At 59.1% G+C, this 14278-nt stretch carries 9 protein-coding genes; 2 read left to right on the forward strand and 7 right to left on the reverse strand.

Annotated elements, in window-relative coordinates; genetic code table 11:
- Positions 1-210: 210 nt before the first annotated feature.
- The 5 genes from AC1Q6D_RS27730 to AC1Q6D_RS27750 all read right to left on the reverse strand — a co-directional run bounded on the left by AC1Q6D_RS27730 (position 211) and on the right by AC1Q6D_RS27750 (position 7230).
- The gene (locus tag AC1Q6D_RS27730) at positions 211-678 is read right to left on the reverse strand and encodes an SRPBCC family protein (protein ID WP_090466039.1); all 468 of its coding nucleotides are present in this window, start codon (positions 676-678) and stop codon (positions 211-213) included.
- A 29-nt stretch (positions 679-707) separates the two neighbouring features.
- Positions 708-4124 (reverse strand): non-ribosomal peptide synthetase, encoded by a 3417-nt coding sequence (locus tag AC1Q6D_RS27735; RefSeq protein ID WP_103406504.1) that lies wholly within the window; start codon positions 4122-4124, stop codon positions 708-710.
- Between the two features lie 12 nt (positions 4125-4136).
- A complete protein-coding gene (locus AC1Q6D_RS27740) occupies positions 4137-5066 on the reverse strand; it encodes a diiron oxygenase (RefSeq protein ID WP_103406505.1) in 930 nt (309 codons plus the stop codon).
- Positions 5063-5839, reverse strand: coding sequence for a DUF3050 domain-containing protein (locus AC1Q6D_RS27745; protein WP_103406506.1), 777 nt, complete (start codon positions 5837-5839; stop codon positions 5063-5065). Before AC1Q6D_RS27745 ends, AC1Q6D_RS27740 begins: the two co-directional genes overlap by 4 nt.
- Positions 5840-6519: 680 nt before the next feature.
- Positions 6520-7230 carry a GntR family transcriptional regulator gene (locus tag AC1Q6D_RS27750; RefSeq protein ID WP_103406507.1) on the reverse strand — a complete coding sequence of 237 codons (711 nt, stop codon included), beginning with the start codon at positions 7228-7230 and terminating at the stop codon, positions 6520-6522.
- Between the two features lie 196 nt (positions 7231-7426).
- Between AC1Q6D_RS27750 and lapG the strand changes: the two genes are divergently transcribed.
- Both lapG and lapD read left to right on the forward strand, forming a co-directional pair.
- A complete protein-coding gene (gene lapG / locus AC1Q6D_RS27755) occupies positions 7427-8119 on the forward strand; it encodes a cysteine protease LapG (RefSeq protein ID WP_103406508.1) in 693 nt (230 codons plus the stop codon).
- A 14-nt stretch (positions 8120-8133) separates the two neighbouring features.
- The gene (lapD, locus tag AC1Q6D_RS27760; protein ID WP_103406509.1) at positions 8134-10080 is read left to right on the forward strand and encodes a cyclic di-GMP receptor LapD; all 1947 of its coding nucleotides are present in this window, start codon (positions 8134-8136) and stop codon (positions 10078-10080) included.
- 74 nt (positions 10081-10154) lie between these two features.
- Here the strand turns inward: lapD and AC1Q6D_RS27765 are convergent, their stop codons facing one another.
- Both AC1Q6D_RS27765 and bcsC read right to left on the reverse strand, forming a co-directional pair.
- Positions 10155-10520: a hypothetical protein gene (locus AC1Q6D_RS27765; RefSeq protein ID WP_047535976.1), complete on the reverse strand. Its 366-nt coding sequence runs from the start codon at positions 10518-10520 to the stop codon at positions 10155-10157.
- Positions 10521-10703: 183 nt separating this feature from the next.
- Complete coding sequence (gene bcsC / locus AC1Q6D_RS27770) at positions 10704-14255, reverse strand: cellulose synthase complex outer membrane protein BcsC (protein WP_310650599.1); 3552 nt, start codon at positions 14253-14255, stop codon at positions 10704-10706.
- Between the last annotated feature and the right edge of the window lie 23 nt (positions 14256-14278).

Here is a 14278-nt window from a genome sequence, read left to right on the forward strand (position 1 = left end):
ATCGCCGATGGTAGTGTGGGGTTTCCCCATGTGAGAGTAGGTCATCGTCAAGATTAAATTCCGAAACCCCTATCTGCAGATGCAGGTAGGGGTTTTGTCGTTCTGGACCAGTCAAAAATCATCAGCCATAAAAAAGCCGGCCCCTGGACTCAGAGGCTGGCTTTGTAGCAGCAACCGAAGTGGTCGGCTGGCAGCGAAGCAAGCCCAGCCTTATGCAAACACCTTCAACACATTATTCATCGCATCATCGGCAAAGCCCTGAACGAAATCCTTGAACCCAGGTAGCGCATCAGCACCCCCCTGTGCAGGTTCGGCAATGATCGTCCAAGTGGCCCGCGATTGACCTGCTCCCAGTGATTCCACGTTCATGGCCGCCCACAAATTGGCAACGCCCAAGGTGTTGTAAATCGTGGTCCAAGTCATGCTCAGAGCCTGGTCGTCTCGGGAGTTGAGTTGCTCGACCACCAGGTTGCCGTCCCTGAAGAACTTCTTGCGTAGGGACGACACGCCCTCGCCGGTCATCTCGATGTGCGACAGCGCCGGGATGAATTGATCGAAGCCGGCGAAGTTGCCGACCACGGCCCAGACTTTTGCGGCATCGACTGGTACTTCCACCGAGGACACCACCTGGCAGCCTTGCGGGTTTTTGATCAGGGTGTCGGGTTGCAGAGTGCTCATGGTTTTTCTCCGTTCTTGGTTGGGATGGATCAGATGAAATTGATTTCTTTGAGGTAGTCGCAACCGCGTCGCAGCAGCGCAGGGGACTTTTCCGGGTAACACGCGCCCATTTGCCGAACGCCAGCCTTGGCGTTGTCATGGCCGATCATGGAGATGTCGCCGATGTCTTCCTCGAAGCCATTGAGGTAGAAACCCAACACCCCGAACAACGCGTTGTCGCTGTCGACCCGACCCAGTTGTTGCTGCCAATCGGTGACACTGACCAGGGAAAATTCGCGACCCGCTTCGCGAAAGGAGGCAACGTAGGTGCCCCAATCCAGCGGTTCGGGGTTGTGCAGGTTGAACACCGGCCTTTGCGGCTGATAACGGCTGGCATGAAAGGCGATAAAACGGGCGAGGAAATCCACCGGCATCAGGTCGAAATTCAGCGCGAATGCCGGCACCTGACCGAGCTGGATCGACCCCTTGAGCATCAGCATCAAACGGTTCTTGTGCGGCTGGCACACGCCTGTGGCGCTGTTGAAACTGATGTTTCCGGGGCGATAGAGATTGACCCATACCCCGCGCTCCCGCGCGCGCTCAAGAATCCGTTCGCCGACCCACTTGGACAGGTTGTAGCCATTCTTGATGTAGATCGGCGGGGTATGTGCCGCGGGTAACTCAAGCACCCGACCTTCGGCGGAGATGGTGCTCGAGGCCGAAAGCGTCGAGATGAAGTTGAAGATCTTTTTGCTACGCCCTTCGCACAGTCGCAGGCACTCGAAAATTGGCTCGACGTTATCCCGCGCCAATGACTCGTAATCGAGCACGTGATTGACGTTGGCGGCGTTGTGCACCAATGCACCGAACTCTCGATCCAGCCGCTCATATACATCAGCGGCCAGCCCCAGCTGGGGACGTGTGATGTCCGCTGCGTATACCGGAACCCGACTCAGGTCCAAATGCTCCAGACGGTTTTCCCGTAGCGCCTGGGCAAACCGTTCGGGAGCCGGTTGCCCATCGCTGTCGCGCACCAGGCATGCGACTTCACTGGCACCCCACGCCAGCAGCGCTTCGACAATATGGACGCCGACAAAACTGTTGGCACCGGTGACGATGACTTTATGCACATCACCCAGGCGGTTGGCGGGCAATGGCTGCACCTCCAGTTCGCGCTGGACATCGGCCATGGCTTGCGGGCTCAACACCTCTTCGCTTCCGGAGCCGCGAACCAGCGTCGCCAGCTTGGTGATGGTGGGCTGCTCGATGAAGCGGTTGATCGAAATACTTCGACCGAACTCCTCGCGTAAACGCAGGAGCATGCGTGACAGCAGGATCGAGTGACCGCCCAGATTGAAGAAGCTTTCGTCGGTGGAAATATCGCTGCCCGGCATCTCCAACAGCTCGGCCCAGATCTGCAGCAACAGCGCTTCATCGGCATCGAGAGGCAAGCGTCGCGGGGTGCTTTCGCTGACGGTGATCGGCAGTTCCAGCAGGGCCTTGCGATCGATTTTGCCGTTGCTGGCGTACGGCATGCTCGCCATTTCGGTCCAGGCGATGGGTTGCATGTAGTCCGGCAAGTGCTGCGCCGCATGGGTCTTCAGTGCCTGGCGAGCGGCACCGATTCGATCTTCCTGAGGCTGGGCGAGGAAGGCCAGAATCCGTCGCTGGGCGTCGATGACCACCGCCACCTGCCGGTACAACTGACTGTCGCGCAGGCAGCGTTCGATTTCCTCCGGCTCGACCCGGAAGCCGCGAATTTTCACTTGATTATCACGCCGTCCGCACAGCTCGACCCCCTCAGGCGTCCACTTCGCCATGTCGCCGGTTCGGTAGGCGCGCAGGCTTTGGCCATTGGGCAGGCTCAAGGTCAGATAACGTTCGGCGGTCTGCTGTGGATTGTTCAGGTAACCCAGGCAAACACCCGGTCCGACGATGAACAACTCGCCAACGGTCTGTTCGCTGACAGGCTGCAAGTCTTCATCGAGAATCAGCACCTGGCTGTTGGCGATCGGACCGCCCAGCGACCGATTGTTATCGCCGGTCCGCAGTCGTCGCGCCGTAATCAGCACCGTGGCTTCGGTGGGGCCGTACAGGTTGTAGAGCGTGCCTTGGCGGGTCAGTTGCTGGATGACCCAGGGCTCGCAGACATCGCCGCCGGTCATCACGTGATCGAGGCCTAGCAGTTGCTCCAGCGGCAGGATGCTCAGCAAGGCCGGTGGCAAAAAGGCATGGCTCAGACGTTGATGGCGGATCAACTCAACCAATTGCAGTGTGTCGCGACGCTGGTCCTCACTGGGCACGATCAACTCGGCACCTTGCAGCAGGGTCGGGAAAATATCGATTAACGAAGAGTCGAAACTCAGCGACGAAAACTGCAGCACCCGACTTTGCTCGGTCAACTGCACATAGTCGGCGTACCACGCCGTGAAGTGGGCGAGATTGGCCTGGCTGAGCAGCACGCCTTTGGGGTGACCCGTCGTGCCCGACGTGTAGAGCGCCATGCACGGTGCGTCGTGATTGGGGCGTTGGTGCATCAGCGGTTGATCGGGATCCGCGTCATCGACATCGATAAGGGTAATGTCCAGCCCCGGCATTTCTGATGAGAGCGGATGTTGCCCGTCATGCAGCAGCAAGACCGCGCCGGCGTTCGACAGGATGTATTGCTGACGCTGCAACGGATGGCTCGGCTCCAATGGCAGATACACAGCGCCGCAACCGAGAATCGCCAGAATTCCCGCGTACAACGCGCTGCATTTGGGCAGGCAGATACCCACCACAATGGGGCCTGGATGCCGGCCCAGCAGCGGCTGCAAACGCTGGGCGATGGCTCGGCTGTGGTTATGCAGTTGGCCGTAATCGAGTGATGTGCCGGCAATGTTCAGCGCAGGGCGATCAGCAGACTGAATCAATCGCTGCTCCAGCCGCTCGATGATTGGCGTCTGTGCCAAATGCAGCAGGCGCGGTTCATCGGTGGCATTGAGCCGATGCACAAAGGCCAGGCTCTCGAGAAACAGCAGACTTTCCACGCGCTCGAAGGGCGCCGAAGGGGTGGGACCGGCCAGCAAAAAACAGTCGGCGTCCCTGGAGAAGCGGCTGACCAGCAGGGCCGCGTGGTCCACCAGTTCCGCTACGGCGCGCAGACGCAAGGACTGGCCATTGCCCGAGGGTTCATCGGCTATCGGGACGCGGCTGACCAGCGTGCAACCGTGCCGGCACAGCAAGTCCAGCGACGGCAGCCCGGAAGCGCCCGGTAAACCGATGCCCAGTTGCAGCGTCAGTCGCGGTACATCCTTGAAGCGCTGAACCGTCAACGTGGCATCGTCGATCAACAAGTCCACGGGCTTTGGCATCAGCGCATCGCCGGCCTTTACCCGCATCAGTACATGACCGTGTTGTTCGAGTTCCAGCGCCAGGTCGGTCAGGGCCTGGCTGTGTCCAACGAGCAATATGTCGAGACGTCTCATGTTGGCTCCTCCTCAAATCAGGTAGTCGCTCAAGGCGCGTTGCACGCACGGCGAATCCAGCAGCGAACTGCTGTGGAAGAACCGCACGATGTTGGTCACCAACGGGTGATGGCGATTGATCGGGAAGGCCAGCCCCGACACTTCGCGCCTGAGGGCGTGCCGCGCCGTGTCGCTGATCTGCAAGGCGTTGATCAACCGGAGGTCGAAGGACTTCTGGATGTCGTTGGTCAGGTAGTGGCCGATGAACACCGGCAGGATCCGTGCGATGCATTGGCGGTCTCCTTCGCTCGCGGTGTGCCAGTAGATACGCACCATCCGCGACCAGAAGCCGGAGTGCCGGCCTTCGTCCAACAAGTGATCGGCCATCAAGCCCTTGATCGACTGCTTGACCGTATCGTCCTTGGCGAAGGCCGCCACATCGCCGGTCACGGTGTTTTCGGCGATGGCCACGCAGATCAGCTCCACAGCGCCACGCAGGTGCTGCGGCGCGAGTGCCACGGCCGTCGGGATCGCACGGCTCAGCTCGATTTCACCCGGCAGTTCGATGGGGGCAATGCCGGTCATGGCGACCGTCTGCTGCATGAAATCCATCGCCACCAGCGCGTGGTAATCCTCGTCCACGACGACGGTCATGGCGTCATAGCGGCAGGCGAACGGGAAGGCCACGTCGAAGCGATTCTTGGCGATGCTGCGGGCGGTCTTGTCGACGATCTCGGTTTCGAAAATCACCACGTCGTTGATGAATTTGTAGAGCGTCTGCACCAGGGCGAAGTCGCGCTGTTCCGGGCACTCACGCTGGAAGCTATCACTGAGCACCAGCGGTTGGCGGCTTAATGGGTAGATCAGTTTGTCGTCGTTCTCCAGCACGCGACGCGGGCGGGTGCGAATGGTCGCGCGGCTTTCCCAGGCGTCGGCGAAGGATTGGTAGTCGGCGGCGTTCATGCGTTCACCTGCGATAGGTGTTCGCTCATGCTCAGGCGCAGGCCGTCCCACAGAGCGATGCGGCTTTCCACCGCGGCGATGGCGCTGGCATACACGTCTTCCTGCCGTTGCGGATCACCATCGACCAGCCGGGCCAGGAGTTTTTCCGCGGCCGGGCCGTGGTCTTCGGAGTCGACTTCAATGTGTCGTTGGAGGTAATAGCGGAAGGTCGGCGCCTGTTCGATGCCGATGCCCCAATCGTCGAGAATGCGCTGGAACATCTGCGGAATGACGCTCTCGCGGCCATGTAGAAACGCTGCCGCCACGCTATGGCCTGGCGCATGTAGCGCGGTGTGCAGCGTATGGCGTACAAACCGAGCCGCCGCTGGATCGACGTTCACGCTTTGCAACGCCACGTCGTAACTCACGCCTTCTTGTTGCAGCGCGACGAAGTGCTCGATGGCGGAGGTGCTGGCGCCGACTTCACGCATCGCATCCAGATACAGTTCGAAATGGCTGTAGTGACCATGGACCGGGCGGTCGTCGGACTCTTCGCCCAACACGATCTCATTGATTAACCGAGCGGCCTGTGGATCTTGCGGCGGCAGCCACGGCAGTTGGATGCACGTCAATTCCTGCTGTAGACGCTTGGTCAGGGACATGAAGTCCCACACGGCAAACACATGGGTTTCCATGAAGCGTTGCAATACAGACAGTGAATGTATTTCCGAAAAAATCGGGTGTGAACCAAGCTCGGCTTTCTTCTGGTTGAGACGGTCTTTAGTTGGTTTCATGGGCGAACCTCTAAATATTCAGATGGACTGTAGTTGTGCACTAACTGTTGATATTGTTTTTCTGTTGGCGAGGGCGTACCTCAAATGAATTGATCTGTTTAGTTGCATTTGGACCAGCGTTATATGGTGCTGCCGTCGGTGTGCATGGGCGGCGTGGAAAAAACTAGTACATAAATTAAGTGTTGAGCAAGTTATTTCGTTGGATTTTTAAAGTTAAACTTTCTCGGGTGCGAGAAGTTTCAATAAAACTTCTTATATAAGTTTTATTGGCATGTCGTTGCTCCTTCCGTCTTATATAAGTCAGAATTTAAATAAAGAGTGAATGCCTCACTCGCAGCAACTTTCTGATCTGAATGATTGAGGTGATTTGACTAAGGGAGAAGTGTCGGGGGTGACACCGACTCTTGCGCTCCCGTGGCAAGGCTCCTTCCGTAGGTTTCTGGTGCGAGGACTGCTCCGCAGTTGCGGCGCTTCACCCGTTCATCGTTCGTTGTCGACCCAAGAGTGAGCGTAATTCAAGGCAGCCGCTATCACTGAGGTGTGCGGATGGGAAAGGGAGGTAGAGGCGGGAAATTTGTAAGGGATCGTTCGCTTTCAGGTACTAAAGAAACCGTGTGCAGGTTTTGTGGCCGCTGCGCAGCCCGGCGAGAGCAAGCTCCCTCGTCACAGGCCGATCGGTTTCACTTGGAGGTTTTTATGTTCTGGGCTTCAAGGCTGCCCAGGTAGCGAGTAATGACTTCGACCCCACGATTGAGGTGGTTTTCCAGAAGCGTCACTGACCTTTCGACGTCCCGGTCTTCGGCGGCCCGCAGCAGTGCCCGGTGATCTTCCTGGGATAACTGGCCCAGGCCCATGGCTTCCAGATTGAAGCGCAGGAAACGCTCTTCTTCGTTCAACCCGTCTTCGACCAGTGTCAACAGCCGGCGATTGGAGGCCTTGCTGTAGAGCGACATATGGAACAAGCGATTGAGTCGACCGATTTCGGTGTAGTCCTTTTCCGTTTCCAACTCGTCGATGTAGCGGGAGGCCTGGGCGAGATCCTCGTCTTCGAGCAAGGGAATCGACAAGCGCAGCGCTTCGGACTCCAGCAGGATCCGCAGTGCATAGGTTTCAGCGGCGTCGCCTTGCACCAGCGGCGCCACGACCGCGCCTTTATGGGCGACCACGTTGAGCAGTGCCTGGGCTTCGAGTTGGCGCAGGGCTTCGCGAACCGGCATGCGGCTGACGCCAAACAAGTCGGCGAGGTCTTGCTGGCGCAAGGCCGTACCGCAGGGAATACGACCGTCGAGAATGGCTGAGCGCAGGGTTTGTTCTATCACTGAGCGTGCCAGATGAGCGGGAATCGGCCCGTTGACCTTGATACTGCCGAGAGGGTTGGGCTTTTGTGTCACTACTACGCACCCTGATTGATTGAGGTTTTTGGATCCAACTGACACTAGTGACTGCCGGACAGGTTGTCAAACGCCCAACATAGGGGGCTTTGTCTTAGTCTAGCGCGTGGTCATTGATCTCAGCGTGCCATTGTTTTTTAACGGGCGAACCGACACCATCAACCGACGTTCTCCTGACTACCCTGGATGCCTTGCATTGGCGGTACGTTTCCCGATCTCCCGGATATTGCGCTGTCTGTGCGGCGCCTTGCTCCTGGCCGGCGTGCTGCTGGGCGGGGTGCATGCCGATTGGGATTTTTCCCTGATCAGCGGTCGGGCGCGGGCATTGTACGGCCCTTTGGGCGAAGGTCAGCAGCGCATTGATGATTGGCAACACTTGTTGGCCACCCAGAAGCAGGTCAGCGAGCTGGACAAGCTCAATGCGGTCAACCGCTTTTTCAACAAACAAGTGCGCTACGTCGAGGACATCGACCTGTGGCACCAGGTTGATTACTGGGAAACACCCATCGAAGCCCTGTGGAAGGGCGCCGGCGATTGCGAAGATTACGCGATTGCCAAATATTTCAGCCTGCGCCACCTCGGCGTCTCCAGTGACAAGCTGCGCATTACCTACGTAAAGGCGTTGAGCCTGAATCGTGCGCACATGGTGCTGACCTACTACTCCAGCCCGGACGCCGAGCCGCTGGTGCTCGACAGCCTGATCGACGTGATCAGGCCGGCCAGCCAAAGAAAGGATTTACTGCCGGTCTACTCTTTCAATGCCGAAGGGTTGTGGTTGCCGGGTGCCAAGGGTAATCAGAAGGTTGGTGACACCAAACGTCTGTCCCGATGGCAGGATGTGCTGAAAAAAATGCAGGCCGAAGGATTCCCGGTCGAGACGACCCACTAGGAGCACGCCCACAGATGTCTTTGTTCAAACAACTGTTGATCGCTATCTGTCTGTTTCTGGTCGTCGCCTTCACCGGCAACTTCGTGGTCAGCCTGGAGAGCTCGCGCACCCAATACGTCAATCAACTGCGCTCCCACGCGCAGGACGCGGCGACGGCGCTGGCGCTGTCCCTGACGCCGAACATCGACGACCCGGCGATGACCGAGTTACTGGTCAGCTCGATCTTTGACAGCGGTTATTACGCGAGCATCCGAGTGGTCGATATAGCCACCAATAAAACCCTGGTCGAACGCAGCGGCATGCCGGCCGATACCCATGTGCCGGACTGGTTCGTCAAACTCATTGGCCTGGAACCCGCTGGCGGCGATGCGATTGTCAGTCGTGGATGGGAGCAGGCGGCGCGGGTCGAGGTGGTCAGTCACCCGATGTTCGCACTGGCCAAGCTGTGGCAGAGCGCATTGGGCAGCCTGGGGTGGTTGCTGGGTTGTGGCGTGGTCAGTGCGGTATTGGGCGCGCTGTTGCTGCGTCGGCAATTGAAGCCGCTGGATTACATGGTCCAGCAGTCCCACGCCATTGCCCGTCGCGAGTTTCTCAGCCTGCCGGAATTACCGCGCACGCCGGAATTGCGTCGAGTGGTATTGGCCATGAACCAGATGGTCGAGAAGCTCAAGGCGTTGTTTCAGGAACAGGCCGAACGCAGTGAAAAACTGCGAATCGAGTCCTATCAGGACAGCCTGACCGGGCTGGCCAATCGACGTTATTTTGAGATGCAATTGAACGCACGGGTGAGCAATCCCGAACAGGCCAGCTCCGGTTATTTACTGCTGTTGCGGGTTCAGGACCTGGCGGGTTTGAACCAACGGCTGGGCGGGCAGCGCACCGATCAGTTGCTTCAAGCGGTCGGCCAGCAGTTGTCCCGCGAGTGCGCCAGATACCCGGAAACGCAAAATCTGGTCACGCGGATCCGAGGCGGCGAATTCGCCGTGCTGGCGCCAGGGCTGGTGCGCGAGGAGGCCTTGCAACTGGCGCAGCACCTCGACACCGCCCTGGCCAGCCTGCATGCGACCGGCGCCACGGACGTGGTCTCGGTGGCCGCCATCGGCCTGGCACCCTTTATTCATGGCGATACCCCGCAAGCCGTGCTCGGGCTGGCGGACCAGGCGTTGGCGCAGGCCGAGGGCCAGACTGACTCGAACTGGGTCTGCCTCGATCACAGTGCGTTGGCCGGGGGCGGTGACGACCACCATGCCTGGCATAAGATGCTGGATCAGGCGCTGAATCAGCGGCGATTCAAACTGTATTTCCAACCGGTCGTCGCCAGCCAGGACACACAGTTGGTGCTCAATTACAAAGTGCTTTCACGCTTGATCGACGATGAGGGTCAGAGCATCCCGGCGGGACGTTTCCTGCCATGGCTTGAACGGTTCGGCTGGGCTGCACGACTGGACCGGCTAATGTTGGAGCTGGTGCTTGAACAGATGGACGATCACGAACATTCACTGGCGTTGAACCTGTCATTGGCGACTCTGCAAGATCCGCAAGCGTTGAATGCGCTGTTCGAGACGCTACGTTCGCATTCCAATCTGGGGCCACGACTGACCCTGGAAATCGGCGAAGAGCAATTGCCGGAGCAAGCCGACCTCGCAGACCTGACGCGGCGTTTGCGCGAACTGGGGTTCTCGTTGAGCCTGCAACATTTCGGTGGGCGCTTCAGCATGATCGGCAACCTGGCGAGACTCGGATTGGCCTATCTGAAAATCGACGGCAGCTACATCCGCGCGATCGATCAGGAGAGCGATAAACGCCTGTTTATCGAAGCCGTTCAACGTGCCGCCCACAGTATTGATCTGCCGTTGATTGCCGAGCGTGTCGAAACCGAAGGGGAGTTGGCGGTGATTCGCGAGATGGGTGTGTATGGGGTTCAGGGGCGGTTGGTCGGAGAGCCCAAGCCTTGGGCTTAGGGCATGGGGTGTGTCGTCGTTGATGCCGCCATCGCGAGCTTGTTCGCGATGGCTTCAGTAACGTCAGCGAAGCGTCAGATAAACCCTTCCTCATCATCCTCAACCAGAAGACTCAGCCCACCCAAGGCCTCACGGGCCTGGCTGCGGTCCATGAATTTGGCCTGCGCCGGCGCTGGCAGATCGGTGACCAGGATCACGCCTTTGCTGATCAGCACCTCGATCAAGTCATCGAGTACCCGGATCATTTCCAGGTCACTCTGCCTCAGTTGCTTGAGCTGTTTGATTTGCAGCAGTTGTTTGTGGCTGGTGGCCATGACTTCACTGGCGAACCAGGCCTGCAGGTCAGGGTGGTCGGCCGGAAGCGTTTCCGTGGATTCGGCGTAAGCTTCGGCTTCCACGCGCATCAGGTGGCCTTCTGCATTGCGTTGCACGTAGAACATCAATCATCCCCCAATAGTGAACAGCATCATGCTGTCAGCAGCATAGCCAACATCGCGCCGATGGAGGGTTCAGCGCACATCCCCGAATACTCGTGACCCCGTCACTCACGGCTCCCGGTGAGCTTAACCGTGAACACGTTCGCTTCTAGAGCCCAAGGGGGGCGGCCGTGAAACCTCCCATCATCACCGCATGTCCGCATACGGCGTTATTGGTTCGATCGGCATCGGGAGGTTGCCCTGCCATTCATCGAAGGTGTAACGCAGGTACAGCATCACCCGGCTTGGGGCGTAGCCTTCGCTGTGTTGCAAGGAGATCCCCGAGCCCAAGACCATGTGATCGGTCAGGCGGCGTTCGACCAAACCTTGCACACGGATACTCGCGCCGCTGCTGCTGCTTCCGGCCTTGGTCAGGGTCGTGTCCGGATCGATTTCCAATCCAGCGGCGGCGGCCTGGCTGAACACCTTGCCCGCCGGACCGTCCAGCGGATACAAATCGCTTCCATCGGTTTTTGAGACGGACCAGCCCACCGAACTTTCCAGCAGCGTCGACCAGTTGGCATTACGCCAGGCATAGCTGAAGGGTATGCCGATGGAGTAATACCGTTGTGGACTGTAGTAGCCGCCCTGACCCAGGGTGTACTCGCTCAAGTCTTTGTCGTAACCCCAATACATAAGGGTCAAACCCGTACGCATGCGCTCGTCGGCACGGTCGACCAGTCGGTAATAGTATCCGGTCATGGCTGAAAGCCGCTGATTGTCGACCACGTTCTTGCCGCGCAGCCAATGGCTGCCGAAACTGGCCCAAACACCATCAACACCCCCTTCATCATGGCTCAGACTCAAGGTCACACCATTGCTGGTCACGCCACCCCAGCGCGTACCGGTCACCGGATCGACGGCTCCGGCGTAGGACACCACCGAGTTGCTCATGGGCCGGCGCGAGGCAGTCAACGTCCAGCCAATGGACCTCCAGTCACTGCTGTACGCGACACCACCGAGCCAGTTGCCCACTTCGAAACCTTGCGGCGAATGGCCAAGATCGAGCGCCCATTGATCGTTTTTCCAGCCCGCAGCGAGGCTTGGCCCGCTGGTGCTTAGTGAAGTGCTGGGGCAGCCATTGGGCACCGGCGTACCCGTCGCCTTAACCTGGTACTGCACGGCGCAGGTGCCGAACTGTTCCCGGTGTAAGCCATCGGCGTCGGTGTCGAAGGCGCTGGCGTCAAGGCCCACTTGTTCGGCCTGAACGAAACCCTTGCCCTGAGCGAACGGCGAATCGATACGCAAAATGGTTATCTGCGTCGTCAGGTCGGAGATGCCCGGTGCAGTGTTGTCGGTGCGCCAAGCGTAGTCATGGTAAAGATTGACGGTCGGGTTCTGCTGTTTATAAAGCTCATCGACATCACTGCGCAGGCTTCGCGCCAGCCACTCATCGCTGTCCTTGGCGCGACTGGCCTCGGTCATGGCTATGTTGTCGCGGGGGCTGGCTTGGGCAGGTGAAATCAAACCTGCTGCTGCCATGCTGCGGGCGTAATTATCCAGTGCCTGTTGCGGCTGATCCCTGGCCATCAGACGCGCCGCATCGCGGTAGATCAGCGGATCGGTCTGTGGTGTTTTCAGCAGATTGGCGAACATCGCGGCGGCTTTGTCCTTTTCACCCACCGCGGACCAGGCGTTGGATAGACGTCGTTGCCAGGGCGCAGGTGCCGACGGCGGCACGACGATTTTTTCCAGGCCGGCACGCGCTTGCTGGAGGTGCCCGGTGGCAATCTGCGTTTCGATCAAGCCCAACTGCGCCTCGTCATTTTTCGGCTGGAGCTGGAGCACTTTGCGGTAGTAACGTTCGGCTTCGGCGTAGTCTTCACGCTGTGCCGCCCAGTCGGCGAGGGTGCCAAGATCATCCACGGTCGGGTCACGCAACAATAATGCAATGGCCTGAGGCTCATGCCCGGCGTTGCGTAGCTGCTCGACTTGAGCCATCAACATCCGACGTTTGATCCGGGTTTCCAGTTCACGCATGTTATCGGTCCAGGCGGCGGCCGGGATTTGCCTGAGGGTGGCCAGCACTTCGCTGTCGCGGCTCTCGTTGGCCAGGTACAGACCGTGGGCGTAACGAGCCTCAGGATTGCGGCTTTGGAGCGCCAGTAATTCACTGAACGCTTTATCAGCCTCTCGCGGTTGCCCCATGGCAATCTCGGCGGCGGCCAGGCGATAGGTCGTCCAGGGATTGTCAGGCTCCAGCAGGCGGATTTTCTTCAGCAGGGACGCCAACTGAGCCCAGTCCGAATGCTGACTGGCGAGGTCAGCTTGCAAATTCAGCCGCTCAAGTTCAATGCTCCGACGCAGGCTGGAAAACTCACGCTGGTTGCTGGCGGGCAAGGTGTTGAGGAAGGCTTCGGCCCGCTCGTTTGACTGGCCACGATACAGTCGGACCAGGGCACGCACGACGCTGCCATTGCCCGGTTCGATCTTGCGCGCCTGTAACAGTAACGCTTCGGCCTCGATTTCATTGGACTCGGCCATAGCGACATTGGCGAGGCCGATCAATGGGTCGGCGGAATCAGCCTTGAGGCTTCGCGATTGTTGATACGCGCTACGCGCCGCCGCATAGTCCTTTCGTTGCAGGGCTTCGTCGCCTTTCTGCAGGATCATCCAGTTGCGCGTGACAGTCTGTAGATCCTGCCATTTGCTGATGTAATCGGTGTCCTGCTCCTTGCTCAGCGCCGTGGAGAACGCCTCGTGTGCCGCCGAGTATTTGCTTTGGCGCATCAACGCGATACCCAGTGCGCCATAAAGGCTTGAGTCTTGCGGATACGCCTTCAAGGCACGGCGCAACAGTCCTTCGGCTGTCGCCGCCTTGGCCGCAGCGTCTGGGGCGTTGTCTTGCTCAAGCAGGCTCTTGGCTTTGACGCCGGCCTGCCAGGCAGGATCGGCCAACAAGCCTTGTTGCAGCGCCAGTTGCTTCTTGGCGTCTTTAGCGAACGATGAGTCCGGGTAATAGTGAATGAATGCCTGCCATGCCTGCGCCGTTTGCGGGCCAACCGGCAATTTGATCAGGTAGTTGTATTCCCGTTCGGCCGCATTGGCGCTGGCCTTGGGATCAGCTGCCAATTGATGCAACACGGCCAGGGCATCGTCGTTGCGACCCTCGGCGAACAATAGCCCGACGAGCATCTGTCGTACGGCGGTATTGCCTGGGTATTCCCGGTCCAGCGCCTGCACATGACCGATCACGGCCGCACGCTCGCCGCTGATGCGGCTGCGTGCGCTCCAGTATTCAAGCGCCGATGCGAGGTCCGGCGGCTCCTTTGCGAACAGCTGCTCAAAGGCCTGGCTGGCTTCTTCGAAGCGCCCGGCAGCCGCCAATAGCCGAGCCTGCTGCAGCTGGCGCAGACCGTCCTGGCTCTGCAGTTTGATCAGTGCCTGAGCCTGGCGCAGTTGCGCGGAGTCCGGGGCCAACTGGCGCAGGCGAGCCAATCGCTGCTCGATCCAGGCGCTGTTCGGCGTTTGCGACTTGTCAGCCAACGCCTGGCGTATTTCGCCCACCAGAACCTGAAGATTGTCCGGGGCAATCAATTTCAACCGCGCCAAAGAGTCGCGAACCAAGTCTTCGCGCTGCAACGCTTCACCGATACGCATCTGTTGAAGCAGCCATTGCTGTTGCTCTTGTTGCGTAACAGGAGCCGTCGCTGCCAGCGCGGCACCGCTCAGGCAGGGCAGCAGCAGTGTGCAGCGCAAGACTAAAACCTTAAGTGCGCTGG

It is taken from the genome of Pseudomonas sp. MT92 (assembly GCF_058792515.1).